The 21,488-nt window shown below is 40.7% G+C and carries 23 protein-coding genes; 6 read left to right on the top strand and 17 right to left on the bottom strand.

Annotation, left to right across the window (positions count from 1 at the left end; all coding sequences use genetic code 11):
• Window position 1: 1 nt before the first annotated feature.
• From A0765_RS05990 to A0765_RS06045, 12 genes are all read right to left on the bottom strand, one after another.
• Window positions 2-850 carry a 3-hydroxybutyryl-CoA dehydrogenase gene (locus A0765_RS05990; protein WP_061908982.1) on the bottom strand — a complete coding sequence of 283 codons (849 nt, stop codon included), beginning with the start codon at window positions 848-850 and terminating at the stop codon, window positions 2-4.
• Window positions 851-944: 94 nt separating this feature from the next.
• The gene (fadE, locus tag A0765_RS05995) at window positions 945-2,153 is read right to left on the bottom strand and encodes an acyl-CoA dehydrogenase FadE (protein WP_062005285.1); all 1,209 of its coding nucleotides are present in this window, start codon (window positions 2,151-2,153) and stop codon (window positions 945-947) included.
• 301 nt (window positions 2,154-2,454) lie between these two features.
• Complete coding sequence (locus tag A0765_RS06000) at window positions 2,455-2,793, bottom strand: ATP cone domain-containing protein (protein WP_005590355.1); 339 nt, start codon at window positions 2,791-2,793, stop codon at window positions 2,455-2,457.
• Between the two features lie 15 nt (window positions 2,794-2,808).
• Complete coding sequence (locus A0765_RS06005) at window positions 2,809-3,309, bottom strand: GNAT family N-acetyltransferase (protein WP_062005287.1); 501 nt, start codon at window positions 3,307-3,309, stop codon at window positions 2,809-2,811.
• Between the two features lie 237 nt (window positions 3,310-3,546).
• Window positions 3,547-4,146, bottom strand: coding sequence for a hypothetical protein (locus A0765_RS06010; protein ID WP_062005289.1), 600 nt, complete (start codon window positions 4,144-4,146; stop codon window positions 3,547-3,549).
• Window positions 4,147-4,199: 53 nt separating this feature from the next.
• Window positions 4,200-5,135 (bottom strand): 4-hydroxy-tetrahydrodipicolinate synthase, encoded by a 936-nt coding sequence (gene dapA, locus A0765_RS06015; protein ID WP_062005290.1) that lies wholly within the window; start codon window positions 5,133-5,135, stop codon window positions 4,200-4,202.
• 79 nt (window positions 5,136-5,214) lie between these two features.
• Window positions 5,215-6,291 carry an aspartate-semialdehyde dehydrogenase gene (locus A0765_RS06020; RefSeq protein WP_062005292.1) on the bottom strand — a complete coding sequence of 359 codons (1,077 nt, stop codon included), beginning with the start codon at window positions 6,289-6,291 and terminating at the stop codon, window positions 5,215-5,217.
• A 649-nt stretch (window positions 6,292-6,940) separates the two neighbouring features.
• Window positions 6,941-7,465, bottom strand: a complete 525-nt coding sequence (locus A0765_RS06025; protein ID WP_062005294.1) for a GNAT family N-acetyltransferase — start codon at window positions 7,463-7,465, stop codon at window positions 6,941-6,943.
• Window positions 7,462-8,115 carry a DNA alkylation repair protein gene (locus A0765_RS06030; protein ID WP_062005296.1) on the bottom strand — a complete coding sequence of 218 codons (654 nt, stop codon included), beginning with the start codon at window positions 8,113-8,115 and terminating at the stop codon, window positions 7,462-7,464. The genes A0765_RS06025 and A0765_RS06030 overlap by 4 nt, the downstream gene beginning before the upstream one ends.
• A 3-nt stretch (window positions 8,116-8,118) precedes the next feature.
• Window positions 8,119-8,730 carry a DUF5052 family protein gene (locus A0765_RS06035; RefSeq protein WP_142325644.1) on the bottom strand — a complete coding sequence of 204 codons (612 nt, stop codon included), beginning with the start codon at window positions 8,728-8,730 and terminating at the stop codon, window positions 8,119-8,121.
• On the bottom strand, window positions 8,727-9,269 hold the full coding sequence (locus tag A0765_RS06040) for a hypothetical protein (RefSeq protein WP_062005300.1): 543 nt from the start codon (window positions 9,267-9,269) through the stop codon (window positions 8,727-8,729). Before A0765_RS06040 ends, A0765_RS06035 begins: the two co-directional genes overlap by 4 nt.
• Window positions 9,270-9,402: 133 nt before the next feature.
• A complete protein-coding gene (locus A0765_RS06045; RefSeq protein ID WP_062005302.1) occupies window positions 9,403-11,073 on the bottom strand; it encodes a formate--tetrahydrofolate ligase in 1,671 nt (556 codons plus the stop codon).
• Window positions 11,074-11,280: 207 nt separating this feature from the next.
• Here A0765_RS06045 and A0765_RS06050 point away from each other — a divergent pair, with 207 nt between their 5' ends.
• The 5 genes from A0765_RS06050 (at window position 11,281) to A0765_RS06070 (ending at window position 15,445) form a co-directional block, all read left to right on the top strand.
• Window positions 11,281-11,973, top strand: coding sequence for a phosphopantothenate--cysteine ligase (locus A0765_RS06050; RefSeq protein WP_062005304.1), 693 nt, complete (start codon window positions 11,281-11,283; stop codon window positions 11,971-11,973).
• Entirely contained in the window at window positions 11,970-12,521 is a 552-nt protein-coding gene (coaC, locus tag A0765_RS06055; RefSeq protein ID WP_062005306.1) for a phosphopantothenoylcysteine decarboxylase, read from the top strand. The genes A0765_RS06050 and coaC overlap by 4 nt, the downstream gene beginning before the upstream one ends.
• The gene (locus A0765_RS06060) at window positions 12,505-13,068 is read left to right on the top strand and encodes an ECF transporter S component (protein WP_062005308.1); all 564 of its coding nucleotides are present in this window, start codon (window positions 12,505-12,507) and stop codon (window positions 13,066-13,068) included. The genes coaC and A0765_RS06060 overlap by 17 nt, the downstream gene beginning before the upstream one ends.
• A gap of 194 nt (window positions 13,069-13,262) precedes the next feature.
• Window positions 13,263-14,981, top strand: a complete 1,719-nt coding sequence (locus A0765_RS06065; protein ID WP_062005310.1) for a phospho-sugar mutase — start codon at window positions 13,263-13,265, stop codon at window positions 14,979-14,981.
• Between the two features lie 116 nt (window positions 14,982-15,097).
• Window positions 15,098-15,445: a DUF6568 family protein gene (locus A0765_RS06070; protein ID WP_062005312.1), complete on the top strand. Its 348-nt coding sequence runs from the start codon at window positions 15,098-15,100 to the stop codon at window positions 15,443-15,445.
• A 790-nt stretch (window positions 15,446-16,235) separates the two neighbouring features.
• On the opposite strand, the gene mutY is transcribed toward A0765_RS06070, so the two are convergent.
• Genes mutY through yjbM form a run of 5 tightly spaced genes read right to left on the bottom strand, consistent with a single transcriptional unit; the run spans window position 16,236 to window position 20,812 of the window.
• Window positions 16,236-17,399 carry an A/G-specific adenine glycosylase gene (gene mutY, locus A0765_RS06080; RefSeq protein WP_062005316.1) on the bottom strand — a complete coding sequence of 388 codons (1,164 nt, stop codon included), beginning with the start codon at window positions 17,397-17,399 and terminating at the stop codon, window positions 16,236-16,238.
• A 56-nt stretch (window positions 17,400-17,455) separates the two neighbouring features.
• Window positions 17,456-18,430: a phosphate acetyltransferase gene (gene pta / locus A0765_RS06085; RefSeq protein WP_062005318.1), complete on the bottom strand. Its 975-nt coding sequence runs from the start codon at window positions 18,428-18,430 to the stop codon at window positions 17,456-17,458.
• 18 nt (window positions 18,431-18,448) lie between these two features.
• Entirely contained in the window at window positions 18,449-19,342 is an 894-nt protein-coding gene (locus A0765_RS06090; protein WP_062005319.1) for an RluA family pseudouridine synthase, read from the bottom strand.
• Window positions 19,339-20,157: an NAD kinase gene (locus A0765_RS06095; RefSeq protein WP_048764358.1), complete on the bottom strand. Its 819-nt coding sequence runs from the start codon at window positions 20,155-20,157 to the stop codon at window positions 19,339-19,341. The genes A0765_RS06090 and A0765_RS06095 overlap by 4 nt, the downstream gene beginning before the upstream one ends.
• Window positions 20,141-20,812, bottom strand: coding sequence for a GTP diphosphokinase (yjbM, locus tag A0765_RS06100; protein ID WP_048764356.1), 672 nt, complete (start codon window positions 20,810-20,812; stop codon window positions 20,141-20,143). Before yjbM ends, A0765_RS06095 begins: the two co-directional genes overlap by 17 nt.
• A gap of 95 nt (window positions 20,813-20,907) precedes the next feature.
• On the opposite strand from yjbM, the gene A0765_RS06105 reads away from it, so the two are divergent.
• Window positions 20,908-21,468: a CYTH domain-containing protein gene (locus tag A0765_RS06105; RefSeq protein ID WP_062005321.1), complete on the top strand. Its 561-nt coding sequence runs from the start codon at window positions 20,908-20,910 to the stop codon at window positions 21,466-21,468.
• The last annotated feature ends 20 nt before the right edge of the window (window positions 21,469-21,488 follow it).

Below are 21,488 nucleotides of genomic sequence, written 5' to 3' on the forward strand. Positions count from 1 at the left end.
CTTAATATTTAAAGAATCCTTCTTTAGTCTTGCGACCAAGCTTACCAGCTTCAACCATCTTCTTCAGAAGTGGAGCAGGACGATACTTAGGATCTCCAAATCCATTGTTTAACACTCCCATGATAGCCAAGCAGACATCAAGACCGATCAAGTCAGCCAATGCCAATGGGCCGATTGGGTGATTAGCACCTAGTTTCATTGCTTCGTCAATTTCTTCCGCTGAAGCAATTCCTTCTCCTAAGATGAAAATAGCCTCATTGATCATTGGAATCAAGACGCGGTTCACAACAAAACCATAAGAATCTTTCACGTCTACAGCTGTTTTACCGATTTTTTCAGTCAATTCACGAACAGCTTTGACAACTTCATCTGACGTTTGAAGCGCACGGATAACTTCAACCAATTTCATAACTGGTGCTGGGTTGAAGAAGTGCATACCAATAACACGTTCTTGATGAACTGTCGCAGCTGCAATATCAGTAATAGATAGAGATGAAGTGTTTGAAGCCAAAATAGTTTGAGGGTCAGTCAACTCATCCAACTGTTTAAAAATGCTCAATTTGATGTCGCGATTTTCAGTAGCCGCTTCAATAACCAATTGAACATGTTTAGCATCTTCATAAGATGTAGAAGGAATCAGATTTGCCAAAATGCTGTTTTTATCTTCTTCTGACAAACGACCTTTTTCAACAGAACGAGACAATTGCTTAGTAATACCATCTAGCCCTCTTTGAACAAACTCTTCCTTGATATCATTGAGGTAAACTGTGAAACCTGATTGAGCAAAGACTTGTGCAATACCGCTTCCCATTTGACCTGATCCGATAATCATCACTTTTGAAATACTCATTTTTTTCTCCTATTTACTATCAAAATATAAACTTCAAAAAGAAAGAATCGGAACGATTACTAGCAAATGCTGAGCAATCGTTCCAAATTCATTATTATACAAATGCTCCAATACCAGTAATTTCACGACCAACAATCAAAGCATTCACTTCATGAGAACCTTCATAGGTGTAGATTGCTTCAGCATCTGCAAAGAAGCGAGCTACATCAGTTTCAAGAGTGATTCCGTTACCACCACATGTTTCACGAGCAAGTGCAACTGTTTCGCGCATTACCAATGAGTTGTGCATCTTAGCAAGTGCAGAGTTCAACATCAATTCGTTACCTGCTTCTTGCATTTCTGCAATACGAGCTGAATATGAAAGTACTGCCACTGCGTTAGCTTGCATTCTAGCCAATTTTTCTTGTACGATTTGGAATGCAGCAATTGGACGTTTGAATTGTTGACGATCTTTAGCATACTTAAGAGCTGCTACGTATGAGCCACAAGTGATAGCAGTTGCAATGTGAGCAACGTCAGCACGAGTGAATGTCAAGATACGAGCTACATCGCCAAATCCATTGATGTTTACCAAACGGTCTGAATCTGGAACTTCCACATTCTTCATAGTAATGTGGCCATTACGTACGCAACGAAGAGCTGTTTTGTGAGGGATTGGTTCTGCATGATATCCAGGAGCGCCTTTACGAACGATGAAACATTTTACTTTTCCATCTTCAACGTCGCGAGCAAATACTGGAACCACATCAGCTGTATCTGATCCACCGATCCAACGTTTTTCTCCGTTCAAAATCCATTTATCGCCAACACGCTCAGCTGTTGTCGCAAGACCTCCAGCAATGTCAGAACCTGACAACGGCTCAGTCAAAGCGAAACATCCTTGCCAGTCAAATGCAGCTAATTTAGGAAGGAATTCTTTTTGTTGGCGCTCGTCACCACCAAGCAAAACTGTGTTGTAGCAAAGTCCACCATGAACTGTGAAGAAAGTCGCTATAGACGCATCGAAACGGCCTAATTCTAAATACAAGAATGCGATGTAAAGTTCTGATGGTTTGTACTTGCCTTCGCGACCTTCGAACAATTTAGGGTTGTTCATGATTTGAGCGCCTTTAGCAACTGCATAGAATTCTTCAAATGGGAAATCAGGTGCTTCCCAATATTCATTAATGACTGGACGAAGATGCTTTTCAATCAAACGACGAGTTTCTTGTAATACTTCCGCTTCTCCCAATGTCAAGCCATCAGCATAGTGGAAAAGATCCTCAGGGTATAGTTCACGTAAAATTTCTTCTTTAGTTGCCATTTTATTGACTCCTTTTGTATAGTTTTTATTTGTATAAGAGCGCTTTCATTTTTATAGCTCAGTATTTGTTGACGCTTTCATTTTATATCTAATATGTCCTAGTGTCTACTTAAGAAAGATTAAGAAGAGCATAAGTCCAGATTATACATATTGATTTTACTGGCTTTGAAAGGCCTTTTTCTAATAAAAACAAGGAAAAATTTTGAATGCGATTACAACTTTTGAAGAAAAATCTCCTTTACACTGACTTTATAAATTGAGTTTTGCAAACGAAAAAGCCCATCTGGGCCTCTCAGCATTTTTATCGAATTTGCTCAAAATGCAAATGGACAGCGATATGGTCACCGTAACCACTGCGTTCCAAATCACGCTGCAAGCGGTAGGAAATATAATGCTCAGCAATAGTGATATAGCCCGCTCCCAAGAGACGGTTTTCAACCATAGACTGAATCATACTGATAGTGGCACGCTCAACCTTGGCTTCTTCCAGATCTAATGCGACCTTTTTTGTCACCAAGGCCAGATTTTGACGGAGGTCGTCTGTCAAGACATAAACGGTTTGAGCTGCTTTTAATACCGCTTGATAGATTTTATCTGGGTCAAAGTCAACGACTTCCCCACTGCGTTTAATGACTTTCATAAAATACTCCTTTATTTATATATTTCTGATATAGTGTAAATCTCTGGCTTGACTGCTATCAATCCAATTTTCAGTGGCAGACTCAAAGACAAAGCCTTCTTTTTCATAAAATGGAAGACCGACAACATTTCCTTCCGTTACTGTAACGGCTTGCTCTCTAGCCTGATATTGTGATTTTTGATAACTTGTCAAGGTCTCCAGTAATGCATGGCCGATTCCCAAACGTTGAGCCTGCGGCAAGACGTAGAGAACATAAACATTGGCTCTGCCGTCCTCACTCATTCCACCACCAATACAACCAAGCACCTGCCCATTCATTTCTGCCAGCCAATAACCATTCCATTCAGGAGAAAGTTCAGTCAAGTCCTTATATAAACGTTCCTGGCTATAAAAAATGTCAAACACTCGCTCTATGTAGGAAGAGGAATAAATATCTTTATAGGTAGTCAACCAAGTTTCTCTACATATTTTTTTGATTAGTTGCCAATCATCCTTACTTGCCTTACGAACCTGCATTATCATCACCTCTCAAGAGATAACTTACCCTATCATTATACAATTTTTTCTTGTTTTTTTCAAAAAGAATGAAACATTTAGAAAAAGACTGCAGAGATGAGCCGAGCCTCTATCCTTAGAATTCTATCTAACTTTCGAGGCACCATTCAACTGCAATCCTTTTGAAATATTTTTCAGAGAATTATAAAGATTAGTCCTTCTAGATCAAGTTAATAGGACTAGGCAATAAGACATATACTATATACTACTTTGCTCTAATACAATATCTTGTTTCTTGTAACGATATTGCATTTTCCAATGATTTTCAGATACTTCTTCTAATTTCAGAGTTTTGTTAATCTTATTAAAAGGCAATTTCTCTTCCTCAACTTTCTTTAGGAGCTCAACTAATAAATCACCCCCAGCGTTTAGAGAAATCAAACTATCATCCTCACTATCGTATTGAAGTAAAACTTTCTTAGTCGGTTTGTAGATGACATTATAAAGATTGAAAGCTCTTTTAATGTCAAAATTCTTCTCTTTGTCTGCTATCATTGACACAGTATGTAACTCTAATCGACCAATTTTAAACGCTCCAAAAAGACTGAAAACAATCCCTAATCCAGCAAGTGTTTCCCAGATGAGAGAGAAAAGTTTTAAATCCCAATCTGTTATAAGGTTAAGAAGTAGATAAAGAGCCCCCAAACCAAACCCTAACAAAATTAGACCTGCACCATAAAAACTTGCCTTATCACCAGTTCGAATAATTGGCTTGTCGTAAACTCTCTTCCCCTCAAGCTTTTCCAGACTGCGCTTTGCCTTGTACTCTTCGATTCGTTGACTATGATTTTCTGTCATATTATTTAATCACACCTCACTTATACCTGTATGCTCTAAGACAAAATTGCCGATCAATAATCTGGTCTCAAGACACCTTTAACAGTCTCTTTAGTCGCTTCATAGTCGCCATCAACCACGACCTTGATAATGCGTTTGGCATCTTCTTCAGGAGCTGGCACAAGCGGCAAGCGGGTTGGACCTGCTGCAAATCCCATGTAATTGAGGACAGCCTTGACTGGAGCTGGACTTGGGTAAGAGAAAAGGGCATTGACTTTAGGGATGAACTTCCGTTGGATAGCTGCTGCTTTTTTGATGTCATTGTGCTCAATAGCATCCAGCATTTCAAACATTTCATCACCATTTGTGTGAGAAGCAACTGAAATAACTCCATCAGCCCCCAGATTCATAGCATGAAAGGCATCGCCGTCCTCACCCGTATAAATCAGGAACTCCTCTGGACGATGCTCAATCAAATAGGCCATATTAGCCAGACTGGTACATTCTTTCACACCGATAATATTTGGGTGTTCTGCCAGTCTTAACATGGTCTCAGGCGTCATTTCAACCACTACCCGTCCTGGGATATTGTAGATAATGATCGGCAGGTTTGAAGCATCCGCAATGGCTTTAAAGTGCTGATACATGCCTTCTTGAGACGGTTTATTGTAATAGGGAACGATGGCCAAACCAGCCGCAAAACCACCAAATGCATCTACTTCTTTGACAAATTCGATGGAGTCGCGCGTTTCGTTGGTACCGACACCAGCTATCAAAGGAACGCGCCCCTTGACAACCTTTTGAACTGCCGCAAATAATTCCAACTCTTCATCGTGGGTCAGGGTTGGACTCTCTGCAGTCGTTCCAGCTAGCAAAATCCCATCCGTATGGTGAGCCAAAAGGTGCTCAATCAAATCTGGAATGGCCTCAAAATTGATGGAGCCATCTTCATGAAAAGGAGTGATAAAAGCGGTGATCATTTTACAATTCTTCAAATCTACGTATGCCATAAACTTACCTCTCTTTGTATGAAAAGAGGATTGAATGACAGAAATTCAATCCTCGACCTGTCACGTATTTTCAGACAGTTTATTTTAATTCAAAAACAACTTCTTCCGTCGGACGGACCAAACCACGCTCATGAAGAGTTTCAGCGATTTGGACAGAATTCCATGCCGCTCCTTTAAGAAGGTTGTCTGAAACAACCCACATGTGAATTCCTTTTTCAGCATCCAAGTCCTTACGGATACGTCCAACAAAGGTATCACGTGAACCAACAGCATTGATAGCTTGTGGGTAGACTTGGTTAGCTACATCATCCTCAAGAACAGCACCTGGGAAGGCTGCAATGGCTGCTTTGACTTCTTCAATTGGAGCCACTTCTTTCGTTTCAATGTAAACAGACTCAGAGTGAGCTGACAAGACGGGAATACGCACACATGTTGCAGATACTGCAATGCTATCATCTTCCATGATTTTCTTAGTTTCCTTAGTCATCTTCATCTCTTCGTAAGTGTAGTCGTTGTCAGTAAAGACATCGATTTGTGGAAGAGCGTTAAAAGCGATAGGATAGTGTTTCTTGTCACCACCTGAAGGTAGGATTTCCGCATGCAAATCACGAGGATTCACACCATCATTCAACACTTCACGAAGCTCACGTTGCGTTTCAAGAATGGCTCCCATACCAGCACCTGAAACAGCTTGATAAGTTGAGACGATGATACGCTCCAAGCCCCATTGCTGACGGACTGGCTCTAAGGCCACCATCATCTGAATAGTTGAGCAATTAGGACAAGCGATAATTCCTTTATGCTGATCTAAGGCATGGGCGTTGACTTCTGGAACAACCAGAGGCACATCAGGATTTTGGCGGAAATATGAGGTATTGTCCACTACGACTGCACCAGCTTTGACTGCATACGGAGCATATTTTGCTGAAGTAGAGCCACCAGCTGAGAAAAGAGCGATATCTACACCTTCAAAGGCAGTTTCTGTTGTTTCTTCGATGGTAACATCTTGTCCCTTGAACTGAAGAACCTTACCAGCTGAACGAGCAGAAGCCAAATAACGGATCTTATCAATTGGAAGTGTTGATTCTTCCAGCATTTTAATCATTTGAGCGCCAACAGCACCAGTGGCACCAACTACAGCAACTGTATATCCCATACAATCCACCTCTGAATTTTCTAAAAATTTTGTATATTCTAGTATTATACTATTTTTAAGGAAAAATGCAAATATTTCTAAAGGATTATGTCCTTATTTTGTCGAAATATGCAGCTCTCACAATGCTGATCCTCTTAATATCAATGTCTCTAGGATCAGCTTCGACCAATGGTCTTACCGCTCTTCTAAAGAGAGGTTTCAAAGTTTATAGCTTTTGTTCTCACGAACAAAACTGTATCCACTGCTCTAAGACTTGACTTCGTCCTACGGTCTCGTTTCGTCAAGAGCAATAGCACTCACGACGACGACCGTCTCAGTATCAATGTCTCTAGGATCAGCTTCGACCAGCGATCTTGCCTCTCTATGAGAACTTCCAAGGTTTACAGATTTTGTTCTCACGAACAAAACTGCATCCATTGCTCTAAGACTTGACTTCGTCCTGCGGACTGGTTTCGTCAAGAGCAATAGAAAATCCCCAATCCGTAGACTGGGGATAAGGGCACTTTCGTGTGATCAGCAGGTTCACACAACTGATCAAGGTCCGCTCCTGCGTTTATGACCTCCCATGCTTCAATTTGCAGAAAATCTGCATATCGACTCATCGCACGAGATATAGTTTACCTTATCTTTTTCCGTTTTGTCAAGGTGTTTAATCTAAAATATAAACAAAAACTTGTCTATCCTTCCACTCCTGACCTTCTTTTTGGAATTGTTTCCGTACTCCTTCACGATAGAAATCAGCTTGCTCTAGTAATTTTTGCGAAGGGATATTCTGTAGATCAACATGTGCTTCTAAACGATGAAATCCTAGTTCGCGACTGACTTTCTTGAGTTCTTCTAACATTGCTCTGGCGTAGCCCTGACGCCAAAATTGATTATGTATCGTATAACCTATTTCTGCCCATTGAAAATCATCTCTAGCTAGCACAAATAAATTAACCATACCTACATGTTTTCCGCTTTTTGCGTCATAAATTCCCCAAATATACTGTTGGTCTTTCTCTCGAAAATCGCGGTGCTTAGCTACCAAATCCGCAAACCAACTTTCTGTACAAATTGTCATATCTAAAAGTCCATCATCAAATGGTGATTGGGATGGTAGTCTATTTGAAAATCCTTCCAGCCAAACTGAGTAATCCTTCTCTTCCAGATATTTTAAATAAATATGTTTCATAAATACTTACTTCCCTCTCGAATACTAAGTGCAGCCATTTCTGCCTGATGCCGCTCAATAAAATCTCTGACCCAGTCTGGATTGGTTTTGGAATAATCTCTCAGCGCCCAGCCGATGGCCTTGTTAATAAAGAATTCTGTTTGACCAAGATTATTCACTAAAATTTTCTCCAACAGCTCCGTGTCTGTTTCCTCTTTTCGCAACAGCTGATGATCAATAGCCAAGCGCCGCAGCCAGATATCCTCATCACGACTCCAAACTAAAATAATCCCTTTAGTTTCTGGAAATCGGGCAATGATGGATCCGACCAAGCGGTCCAAAAAGTCAATGGTATCCCACCAAGATTTTGTTTGGGCAAGCTTTTTCAAACGTGGCAAGTCAGATGGTGTCAATAGTTTCTTGCGAATCTCCAGATAATCTAGCGCAGTGTACTGCAGTTTTCGATAGGGATAATTCCAAGCTTCATTTATGAAATTCCAGTCAATGACTAAGTCAGTCTGCTGTTTGAAAAAAGTCTTTGTGAGCTTCCGTCTGACTGGAGTCTTGACTCCTAGAAACTCAAATTTGTTTTTCATATAGGCTTTCATAGCTGGCACATCGTCAGGGGTAGCTGCAGCTTTTAGATTTTCAAGTAATTCCTCTACATTCATAGCTTACTCCAGCAATTCACGGTCATAAATAGTGTAGTCGCAGCGGTAAATCACGAGGCGCTTGCCATCAATCAGCAACTCAGAAGTTTTGGGGGCATCAGATTTATCAAGAGAGACACGATCCCCAGCATAAGCTGCCAGTGGAGTGCCATTTTGAGAGCGAATCAGAATGACCTTTTTCTTGCCGGTAAAATCGTTTTTAAAAGCTGAAATCATGCGATTTAAAACGGGGACAGAATGGCTGTTCTCCTCAACATCTGCAGTCTTTTGATACTGGGTAAAGACATCTTTCAAGCCCTTTTCTTCTGCAATCAAGGAAGAGCCCACATGGTCAATCTCATACTTACCCAAGGTAATTTTGAGCACAGAAGAATCTTCCTTGGAATTTCCTTCCGCATCAACTGAGTCAAATTCCTCGTTACGCGAGATGGATAAGGATTTGCCCGACATCTGGTCGATGAGTTGGGAATTCTCATCATAGGTGCGAACCGTCATCTCCAGCCCCAGCCATTCTTCCTTGGCATTTTTAAACCACTTTTCAACAGACTGACAACCAGTCAAGGTCAAAAGTGCAATGCTTAGAAGAGTTATTAATAGGTATTTCTTTTTCATTATTTATGCTCCATATTTTTTTCGTATAGGGAAATTTCTTTTGAAATTTGTGATTTGGTTGCTTTTCCCGTCAATAATAACTTGAGAGGCCTCATCACTTGCAGTCCTAGGCCACCCATTGTATAGTAAGACAGGCGATAGTAAAAATAATTAACAAATTCAATGATGGCAAACAACCAAAGTAAAACTCCAATAATGATATTACTGCTACTACTCACTCTAAAAGACCAGATCCAAATCGGTATATATGCAAGCAGCATCATAAAATTCAGAACTTTTAGTCCTTTATAAAGAGGTGCAAGTAGTTGAGTTTCCAAGGACTTCTTCTTTTGGATTCGTCTTAAACAGTTAAGCCAATAGATGGAACCTTGAACCAATATCAGATTAAGAATTAACAGTGGGAAATAAAGGACGGCACTGGATGTAGCAAATCGAGTCTCTGGTTTCGTATACAGAACATACACGATACAGAACAACACGACACTTATCGATTCCCCTGAGGCCAAATAAATTAATTCCTGTTTGAGACTTCTTTTTTTCAATATTCATCCTCCTATGAGCAAAAACTAGGTGATGGGAATATGGCTTTATTATATCAAAATATCTGGAATTTAAGTCTAAAAAAGAGAGGCCAGACTCTGTTCAGCCCAACCTCTTCTTATATTTTAAATTCAATTAGAACAAACCAATCGCTGTACCGTCTGCTGCCACATCCATATTGAGTGCTGCAGGACGTTTTGGTAGACCTGGCATGGTCATGACATCTCCTGTCAAAGCCACGATAAAGCCTGCTCCAAGTTTTGGTACCAATTCACGAATGGTAATTTCAAAGTTTTCTGGCGCGCCCAAAGCAGCAGGATTGTCTGAGAAGCTATACTGTGTTTTGGCCATACAGATTGGCAGCTTGTCCCAGCCATTCTTGACAATTTCTCGAATCTGAGTTTGCGCTTTTTTCTCAAAGTTTACTTTTGAACCGCGATAGATTTCAGTGACAATTTTCTCGATCTTCTCTTCGATAGTTGAGTCATTACCATAAAGACGAGTGTAGTGTGCTGGTTTTTCGTCAATAGTTTTGACAACAGTTTCAGCCAGAGCCACACCGCCTTCAGCGCCATCAGCCCAGACACTAGCCAGCTCAACAGGTACCCCGATTTCTGCACAGAGTTCCTTGAGTGTAGCAATTTCAGCTTCCGTGTCAGAGACAAATTCATTGATGGCTACTACTGCTGGAATACCGAACTTGCGGATATTTTCAACGTGGCGTTTAAGATTTGCAAAGCCTGCATGTACCGCCTCGACATTTTCTTCAGTAAGTGCATCCTTAGCCACACCACCATTCATCTTGAGGGCGCGTAAGGTTGCCACAATCACTACCGCATCTGGAGAAGTTGGTAAGTTCGGAGTCTTGATATCGAGGAATTTCTCAGCGCCAAGGTCTGCACCAAATCCTGCCTCCGTCACAGTATAATCGGCCAAGCGCAGCGCTGTGCTAGTCGCCAAAACAGAGTTACAGCCGTGGGCGATATTGGCAAATGGTCCGCCATGAACAAAGGCTGGTGTCCCGTAAATAGTCTGAACCAGATTTGGCTTAATCGCATCTTTCAAGACCAGAGCCAGAGCCCCTTCTACCTCAAGGTCACGAACATAAACTGGTGTGCGGTCATAGCGATAGCCGATGACAATATTTGCCAAGCGATTTTTCAAATCTTCAATATCTGTTGCCAAGCAAAGAATCGCCATGATTTCAGAAGCAACCGTGATATCAAAACCATCTTCGCGCGGAATACCATTGACTGGACTTCCCAATCCAATCGTCACATGGCGCAGTGCTCGATCATTTAGGTCCACAACACGTTTCCAGATAATGCGACGCTGATCGATTCCCAGAGCATTTCCCTGATGCAGATGATTGTCGATAAGAGCAGACAGAGCATTATTCGCAGTCGTAATGGCGTGCATGTCACCAGTAAAATGCAGGTTGATGTCTTCCATCGGTAGAACTTGCGCGTGACCGCCACCAGCTGCTCCTCCTTTGATACCCATCACTGGCCCCAAAGACGGTTCGCGGATAGCAATCATCGTTTTCTTACCAATTTTATTGAGCGCATCAGCTAGTCCAATAGTAATGGTAGACTTACCTTCTCCTGCTGGCGTTGGATTGATTGCTGTTACCAAAATCAGCTTGCCGACAGGATTTTTCGCTACCTCACGAATTTTGTCAAAACTGAGCTTGGCCTTGTACTTTCCGTACAACTCCAAATCGTCATAATCAATGCCAATCTTTTTTACCACATCCACAATGGGCTGTAATTCAACACTCTGAGCAATTTCGATATCTGTTTTCATTAAGGAACTCCTCTAATTTGATAAAACTATTATAACAAATATGATACAAAACTGCACATTTAAACTCCAATAGCAACATAACGTTCGGTAATTACTTTAAATATTTTTGCATGATGCATCTTTTCTAGTAAAAAAATAAGTTTGGCTAAATTGAGTATTAAGTTAATTTTATTTTACTAAATTCATTTTTTCTTGTAGAATAGAGCTATGAATATATTGATTACCTCTGGCGGAACGAGTGAAAAAATCGACCAAGTCCGCTCTATCACTAATCATTCGACGGGTCAACTTGGAAAAATGATAGCCGAGCATTGCTTGGCCGAGGGTGCTTCGGTGACTCTGCTGACAACGGCAAAAGCTGTTAAACCGGATCCACATGAAAACCTAACGATTAAGATCATTGAAGATACGGAGCAGCTCCTGACAGCTATGGAAGGGCTGGTGCCAGCTCATGACGTACTCATTCATTCGATGGCTGTTTCTGACTATAAACCAGTATATATGGCAGGATTTGAGGAGGTTCTTGCCAGTTCAGATTTGGCTGAATTTCTTGGAAAAATTAATTCTGAAAGTAAGATTTCGTCTGCTGATGACTATCAGGTACTTTTCCTCAAGAAAAATCCTAAAATCATCAGCAAGGTCAAGGAATGGAATCCCAATATTCGATTGATTGGCTTTAAGCTCTTAGTTGGCGTTTCTAAAGAAGAGTTACTGACTACTGCTAGAGCCAGCCTTGAAAAAAATCAAGCTGAATTAATTGTAGCCAACGATTTGACTGAAATTTCTAGTGGGCAACACCATGCTTATCTCCTTGGAGTCAACACTGTCTCAGAAGCTTTCTCCAAGGAAGAAATTGCTGAACAATTGTTAAGCCATATCCAGAAAGGAGACAGTTCATGACCCATATTACTCTCGCTGTCACGGGCAGTATTTCGGCCTATAAGGCAGCAGATATTACGAGCCAGCTGGATAAGCTAGGCTACAGTTTGTCTGTTCTCATGACGGAAGCTGCCAGTCACTTTATCACCCCGCTGACCCTACAGGTTTTATCAAAGAATCCTGTTTCCCTTGACCTCATGAGCGAGCCGAGGCCAGACAAGGTCAACCATATTGAGATCGGCAAAGAAACAAATCTTTTCTTAGTCGCTCCTGCTACAGCCAATACCATCGCCAAACTGACTAATGGTCTGGCAGACAATATGGTAACCGCTACAGCTCTTGCTCTCCCATCTCATGTCAAAAAAGCCATCGCGCCAGCCATGAATACCAAGATGTATGAAAATCCACTAACTCAGCACAATTTGGAAAGATTAAAAAAATTTGGCTGGGAGATTATCGAACCGCGTGAAGCTGTTCTAGCTTGCGGAGATCATGGGACTGGCGCTCTAGCTGATGTCAATATTATTATAGAAAAAGTAAAGGAAATTATAAATGAGAAAACAATCTAGTATCGCGCAAATTGCTATCTTTTTTGCTATTATGTTAGTGCTCCATCTGCTGAGCTCTGTTATTTTCAACCTACTACCGGTTCCGATTAAACCGACCATTATTCATATTCCAGTCATTATCGCTAGTATTATCTACGGACCACGAATCGGAGCTATTTTAGGAGCTCTAATGGGAATAATTAGTGTTGTAACTAATACCGTTGTCCTGCTACCAACTAGCTACCTCTTCAGTCCTTTTGTAGAAAACGGTAGTATCAATTCATTGATAATTGCTATGGTTCCACGTATTCTAATCGGAATTACTCCGTATTTTGTCTACAAATGGATGAAAAACAAGCCAGGTTTAGTTTTAGCTGGTGCCGTAGGCTCAATGACCAACACCATCTTCGTTCTCGGAGGAATTTTCATTCTATTTTCATCTGTTTACAATGGAGATATCAAAGCCATGCTTGCATTGATTTTTTCAGCTAATGCAATTTCAGAAATGGTTATTTCTGCTATCCTTACAGTTGCAATCGTTCCAGCACTTGAAAAACTTAAAAAATAATCACCTAGCGTGATTATTTTTTTGATCCAAGCATGTTCATTTTTTCAAAGTATTTCACTATTTTTTAGGTCGGTACTTTCAAAAAATATGAAAATATGTTACAATGAAAGCGATTGAACAAACAAGGAAATCTTGTGCCCTTTCTTAAAAACACACAGTGATTTTCTATCTTAAATATAAAGGAGACTCTACCTATGACCTATCAAGATAACTTCCAAAAATGGCTTGATTTTGCTGAACTTCCTGATTATCTTCGGAAAGATTTAGAAGGTATGGACGAAAAAACTAAGGAAGATGCCTTTTATACAAACCTTGAATTCGGTACTGCTGGTATGCGTGGTTTAATTGGCGCTGGTACCAACCGTATCAATATCTATGTTGTCCGTCAGGCAACCGAAGGTTTGGCTCGCTTGATTGAAGAAAAAGGTGATGAGTTCAAAAAACGCGGTGTTGCGATTGCTTACGACTCTCGTCATTTTTCACCAGAATTTGCCTTTGAATCTGCTGCTGTTTTAGCTAAGCACGGCATCAAGTCTTATGTATTTGGAAGCCTACGCCCAACTCCAGAACTTTCATTTGCGGTACGTCATTTGGGAACTTTTGCTGGTATCATGATTACAGCCAGCCATAACCCTGCCCCATTTAACGGCTACAAGGTTTATGGCGAAGATGGTGGACAAATGCCTCCTCATGATGCCGATGCATTGACAGACTACATCCGTGCGATTGAAAATCCTTTTGCTATCGAGGTTGCTGATGTGGAAGCTGAAAAAGCTTCTGGCTTGATTGAAGTGATTGGCGATGCTGTTGATGCTGAATACCTCAAAGAAGTTAAAGATGTCAATATCAACCAAAAACTGATTGATGAATACGGCAAGGACATGAAGATTGTCTATACTCCTCTTCACGGTACTGGTGAAATGCTGGCTCGTCGCGCTTTGGCACAAGCTGGATTTGACTCTGTGCAAGTCGTTGAAGCTCAAGCTGTAGCTGATCCAGACTTCTCTACTGTTAAGTCTCCAAACCCTGAAAGCCAAGCAGCCTTTGCTTTAGCTGAGGAATTGGGTCGCAAGGTTGGTGCAGATGTCTTGGTTGCAACTGACCCAGACGCTGACCGTGTTGGTGTGGAAGTTCTTCAAAAAGATGGTAGCTACCTCAACCTTTCAGGTAACCAAATCGGTGCTATCATGGCTAAATACATCTTGGAAGCTCACAAGAGTGCAGGAACTCTGCCAGCTAACGCTGCTCTCTGTAAGTCTATCGTTTCTACTGACTTGGTGACTAAGATTGCTGAAAGTTACGGCGCAACTATGTTCAACGTCTTGACTGGTTTCAAATTTATCGCTGAGAAGATCCAAGAATTCGAAGAAAAACACAACCACACCTACATGATGGGATTTGAAGAAAGCTTCGGATACTTGATTAAACCATTCGTACGTGATAAAGACGCTATCCAAGCTGTTTTGGTTGTAGCTGAACTTGCTGCCTACTACCGCTCACGTGGCTTGACTCTAGCTGACGGTATCGAAGAAATCTACAAAGAATATGGCTACTACGCTGAAAAGACTATCTCTGTGACTCTTTCTGGTGTCGATGGTGCTGAGCAAATCAAAGCAATCATGGCTAAGTTCCGCAACAATGCTCCAAAAGAATGGAACCAAACAGCTATTACTGTCGTAGAAGACTTTAAGGCTCAAACTGCTACTGCTGCAGATGGTACTGTTACAAACTTGACAACTCCTCCAAGCGATGTGCTGAAATACACCTTGGCTGATGGCTCATGGATTGCTGTCCGGCCATCCGGAACAGAACCAAAAATCAAGTTCTACATTGCCGTTGTCGGTGACAGCAATGAAGACGCTCAATCAAAAATTGCTGCTATTGAAGCAGAGATTAATGCTTTTATCAAATAAAATAATCTTATTAACCAGAGAATAAAGTTCAGATTCTCTGGTTTTTCGTTTCCAAATCAAGCATTTTTCTGCTTTTTATGGCATACTAGTTTTATCAAAAGAAATGAGGATGATTTATGGAACAATTTGCTCAAAATATTAAAGACTTAGAAGTCACAACTGTTGATCGTGCTCGTCAAGCAATTGCTGACAAAGAGACAGCAACTTTCTTCGTCGGTCGCAAAACTTGCCCTTACTGCCGTAAATTCGCTGCTACTCTTGCAGGTGTTGTCGCTGATACCAAGGCGCATATTTTCTTTATCAATAGCGAAGAAGCTAGCGAATTAGAGAAACTGCAAGCCTTCCGCTCTGAATATAGTATTCCGACTGTTCCTGGTTTTGTTCATGTTCAAGACGGCCAAGTCTCTGTTCGTTGTGATTCTTCTATGACTGCAGATGAGATTAAAGCTTTTGCCGGGATTTAAGCACGAATATCCATCTAAAGGCTAGTTTATTAGCCTCTCTCCTTACAGAGCGAGAAGGAATATAAGTTATTTTAAAAGCGAAAAAGACAAACTATATTGTTTGTCTTTTATTTTTCTTTTAAAGTATATATCGGAAAGCCGTGTTCTACTATTTTATCATCTAGTTTAAAATAATTTTTAAACCAATGTTTATATTTTTTAAATAAAGCTTCAATACAGATATACAGGATGATTAGTAAAAAAATAAATAGAAAAGCGTGCCAATCTTGAAATTTCGAGGAACTTTCAATAAACATAGCCCAGTATACACATGAGAAGAGCAAAAGAACTCCTAAAATTAAATTCACATATAAAATATAGCTTACAAAGAAGAGAAATTGATGTTTCTTTGATCTTTTACTGTAATAGACTTTATAGTTTTCGGTATGTCTTTCGAAGACAGGCAAGTGAAAGGAATAACGTCCGCTCCCGAACTCAACTAACTCAGGTAAGGCATGATAGCCACACCAATGGAAGCATTTATAGATGAACTCGCGAGTCAAAAAATAAATATTTAAGCCTATAAAAATTGGAATAATGACGAAGTCAGGTTTCACCGTTGGAGAAAATACCCACTGAAAATAAAGAAGGCAATGTAAGAAATTCAAAGCGCCTAATATAAAATAAATGACACCAGCAAGTTTGCTACGACGTCCAATAAAAGTTTTATCTGGAGGACTGGAGGTAGGGGACATATTTTAATGATTTCCTATTCTTCGTAAATTTAATCGAGTACAACAGACTATTGACTTTAGTCTCCATCTTTTACGTTTCTAAAAGCCTCCCACATCTTCTGCTGGGGTTTGGCAAAAGGATACTTCTCAAATTCATCTGGATGTAGCCACATGACCTCTCCATCAGCTACGATCTGGCTATCATTAACTCGGCCATAAGCTAGCTGGATATGCCACTTGCGATGGCTGAAGACATGTTGCACCTTTGGAAAAGACTCCTGCTGCCAATCGACAATCAAATCATAATCCTGTTCAAAACTTTCTTGAGGAGACAGATCCAGATTGGGCTGATTTTCAGCTATCTCAAAGAGGGACATCTGATTTTCAGTTTGAAATTCCTCAACTTCAATCAAGGGAAAATGCCAAAAACCTGATAACAAGCCAGCAGCTTCATTCTTTTCAAGCAAGAATTGTCCCTGCTCGTTTTCGATAATCAAGCCCTGCAGATAGACCGAAACTGGCTTCTTTTTAGGGGCTTTAATAGGATATTTATCCATAGTTCCATGTAAATAGGCTGCACTGAACTCTTTTACAGGACTGTCTTCTGGATGAGGATTAAGAGGAGCTTCGATATCTGACCCCAGATCCATCAGTGCTTGATTGAAATCTCCGGGCCTGTCTGGATCAATCAGAATCTCCATCATAGCCTGAAAGACCTTCCGATTGCTGGGTTGACCAATATCTAAATCCACTTCAAACAATCGACTCAGCACCCGCATGACATTGCCGTCCACTGCAGGCTCAGCTAGACCAAAGGCAATACTAGCAATAGCACCAGCCGTATAAGGCCCAATCCCTTTGAGGCTAGCAATTCCCTCATAGCTATCAGGAAATTTTCCATCAAAATCCGTCATTATCTGCTGGGCTGCTTTTTGCATATTTCGCACCCGCGAATAATATCCCAAACCTTCCCAAGCTTTGAGCAGTCTCTCCTCTGGCGCTTGAGCTAAGTCAGCCACAGTTGGAAACCAGTCAAGAAAGCGCTCATAGTAAGGAATCACCGTATCCACACGTGTTTGCTGCAACATAATCTCAGAAACCCAGATATGATAAGAATTGTTTGTTCGGCGCCAAGGCAAATCACGTTTATGTTTATCATACCAAGTCAATAATTTCTTGCGAAAAGAGACAATTTTCTCCTCTTCCCACATTTCAATTCCAAATTTTTTTAAATCTAACATTTCTCTCATACTTAAACAGACTAAAAAAGATGAATTACTCATCTTTTTTAGTTATTTTATTGTTCAACACTTTGTGCAGCTGTAATCAGTGTTAAGTTATAGACATCATCTGAATTACATCCACGTGAAAGGTCGTTTACTGGCTTGTTCAAGCCTTGAAGGACTGGACCGACAGCTGAAAATCCACCTAAACGCTCTGCCATTTTATAGCCGATATTTCCAGCTTCAATACTTGGGAAGACAAAGACAGTCGCTTTACCTGCAACCTTGCTTCCTGGAGCTTTCAAGGCTGCTGTGCTTGGTACAAAGGCAGCGTCAAATTGTAATTCCCCGTCAACTTCTAAGTCTGGGCGCAAGTCATGGACCAACTTAGTCGCTTGAACCACTTTATCAACGCTTTCTCCAAAGCCAGATCCTTTAGTTGAATAGCTCAGCATGGCAATCTTAGGATCAATGCCAAACATTTTAGCTGTCACCGCTGAGTTAATCGCAATTTCTGCCAAGGCTTCTGAATCAGGATTGATATTAATGGCACAGTCGCTGAAAAGATAACGTTCTGAACCACGCGCCATGAGGAAGGCACCCGAAGTTCTGGTTACATTTGGACGTGTTTTAATGATTTGCAAGGCTGGACGCACTGTGGCAGCTGTAGAGTGGATAGAGCCAGAAACCATACCATCTACGATACCGAGGTAAACCAGCATCACCCCAAAATAGTTAACGTCTGTTCTTAAAAGCTCAAGAGCTTCTTCTTCACTGACTTTGCCCTTACGACGTTCCACAAGAGCAGCTACCATTTCTTCCATTCTGTCATAGTTTTTAGGATCTATGACTTCATATCCGTCCATGATATTTTCGATTTCCAAGTAAATACGAATTTTATCTGGATCTCCCAAAAGAACTGGTGTAACTTCTGATTCTTTTACTATGCGTTTAACCGCTTGAAGAATACGTGGTTCTTGTCCTTCTGGCAATACAATACGAACATTTTTACCAACAACTGAGTCTCTTAGACTTTCAAAAACTTCCATGAGTTTCTCCTTTAAAAATTAATTATTTTTTGTTAACGATGTAATGGTGTTTTGGAAATCAATCGGCAACTGGGATTCCAATTGGAGCTGCTTTTCCAAAAATGGATTATAAAAAGATAAAGAGTGACAATGCAAGGCCTGACGGTTAATTCCCGCTTCTAAAGTCCCGCCATAGAGATCATCTCCAAGGAGAGGAAAGCCAAGATGGGCAAAGTGCACACGAATTTGATGGGTTCGTCCAGTGTGCAAGCGAATATCTACCAAATAGATATTGCCAAACTGCTCCACAACCTTGTAGCTGGTATGAGCATACTTGCCATCCTTTGTCACACATCTGGTGATGATGCTATCAGGGTCACGGCCAATTGGTGCAATAATATCGCCCTCTGATTTAAGCTCACCGCTCCCCTGAACGAGCGCGTAATAGCGCTTCTCAATCATTTTTTTCTGCAGTTGCTTATCCAGTCTTGCATGAGCATAGCCATGTTTTGCAAAGAGCATGAGTCCACTAGTATCGCGATCCAATCTCGTCACAATGTGAACCTGCTGATTTTCATAATCTTGCCGAATATAGTAAGCCTTAACAAAGTTTGCCATCGTATTCGAATGGTTGACACTAGGGATACTAGCTACTCCGGCAGGTTTATCTAAAACTAGAAAGTGCTCATCTTCATATACGATCGACAGATCACGATCCACGGCTTCTAGGCTTTCAAAGCATTTCTCAGAAGGGATATCTACTGTCACCTTATCGCCAATATCCAGCAAATAAATGGCATTTTGAGATTGACCATTGACAAGAATATTTCCACCTGCAAACTTCACTTTGGCCAAAAGGGCTTTTGAAATTTCATGCTTTTTCAAAAATGTTTTGACTTTGATATGCTCATCCGCAATAAATTCAAATCTCATTCTTGGCACTCCTCGATAAAGGAGTCTCTCACGCGATTCCAAAAGCTGGTATGGCTAGGCGAAGCTACAAAGTTAATCTTATGATTATCGATTTGGTACTCGATACGGACAATATTTTTATAAGAAAACGTTTGATTATCGACCGCTATGGTATAGTAATCATTGCGTGTCGGCAGCAGCTCAATCTTATCTTTTTTAGGAACGATAACTGAGGAACCCAAAGTGCGATACACACGATTATTCAGACTAGCAATTTCTGTCACTTGCAAGGCTTCAATCGTTGGGTGCAGAACAGCTCCTCCCAGTGATTTATTGTAGGCTGTGCTTCCAGTAGGCGTTGAGACAGAAATCCCATCGCCTCTAAAACGCTCAAAATGAACATTATTGATGATCACATCAACTACCATGGTTCTATCGGAGCGTTTAATCGTTGCTTCATTGAGCGCTCGAATAGTTCGCGTTTCGCCATTTTCAAAGATCAGCTTGACATTTAAAATCGGATAAGAGACCTTGGCACCTGTGTCCAATTTCAGATTTTCCACTAATTTGTCGATCTCAAAGTCTCGATAATCCGTATAAAATCCTAAATGTCCTGTATGGACACCAACAAAGCGAACCTTATCCAGCTGATCTTCATACTTGTGGAAGGCTGATAGCAGCATCCCATCACCACCAACAGAAATCACGATATCTGGATTTTTGGGTGTCAGGATAAAGCCTGCTTTCCGCAATTTTTGCATCAGAGTTTGAAATACTTCCTCACTCTGCCTTTTGCGATTGCGGATAATCGCAATTTTTTTACCTGTATTCTTCATCTGTATCGTCACTATTTCCAACACCGTCATTTAGCTTACGGTGCAGAGGATCAAAGAGCGCCTGTGCTTCTTGGATGGCATCACGAATGGCTCCCATCTCTTCGTCTAGCTGGTAGGCCAGATTGGCCGTTATCTCCAAGCGTTTCTTGATCTCCTCTGGAAATTCTCCTTTATACTTATAGTTTAAAGAGTGCTCAATCGTTGCCCAAAAGTTCATGGACAAGGTACGAATCTGAATTTCTGCCAAGATAACTTTATTTCCATTAATCGTATCTACCGGATATTCAACGATGGCATGGTAGCTACGGTAACCACTATCTTTTTTGTTTTTGATGTAATCACGCTCCTGAACGATACGCATATCTGTCCGATTTCGCAAAACTTCTAAAACTTCATCCACATCATCTACAAATTGAACCATGACACGCAAACCAGCAATATCCTGCATCTCTTGGGCTAAGTTTTCCTCAGTAATCCCGCGAAGTTCCATTTTTTCCTTGATGCTTTCAATATGCTTTACGCGACCAGTTACAAACTCGATCGGTGAATGGCGTTGCTGTTTGCGATACTGTTTGCGAATGCCACGAAGCTTGATTTTCAACTCGCCAACTGCCTGAATATATGGATCCAGAAAATCTTCCCAATCTATTGTCATATACATACCTTGTCATCTATTCGTTTTTTGTATAAAATAAACACAGTTGTTATTATAACATAAAATCGCTTTCAGATAAAGAAAAGGATTTAAAAATGAACCATTTAGAAATTGAATACAAAACAATGCTAACAGAAGACGAACATAAACGACTTCTGACCTTCTTTGATCATGTCCAGCCAATTTTCCAAGTCAACTATTATATTGATTCGGCTGACTTTGCTCTTCGTGAAGCTCGTATGGCTCTGCGAGTCCGAACCACTCCTGACGCTGCTGAGTTTACTCTAAAAATTCCTCAAAAACTTGGAAATTTCGAATACAACCAAGCCTTGTCCGAAGATGAATTTAAGGAAATTACAGAAAATTTGCAATTTCCTCAGGGAGAAATCCTAGACAAACTTCAAGAGAAAAAAATCCCCGTTGATAAACTAACAATACTCGGAACCCTTGAAAATATTCGCTATGAAAAACAAGATATAATTGGCCTTTTTGCCTTGGACGAAAGTCGTTACTTTGGTAAAAAAGATTTCGAATTAGAATTAGAGATCAACGATATTGAAGAGGGAGAACAAAAGTTCAAAGACTTTTTAAAAGAAAATCAGATCCAATACAAGTCTGGTAAAAGTAAGATTGCCAGATTTGCCGAAAACTTGTAAAAATGCTGAAATAATCTCAT

It is taken from the genome of Streptococcus cristatus, from assembly GCF_001588905.1.
Classification (GTDB): domain Bacteria; phylum Bacillota; class Bacilli; order Lactobacillales; family Streptococcaceae; genus Streptococcus; species Streptococcus cristatus_N.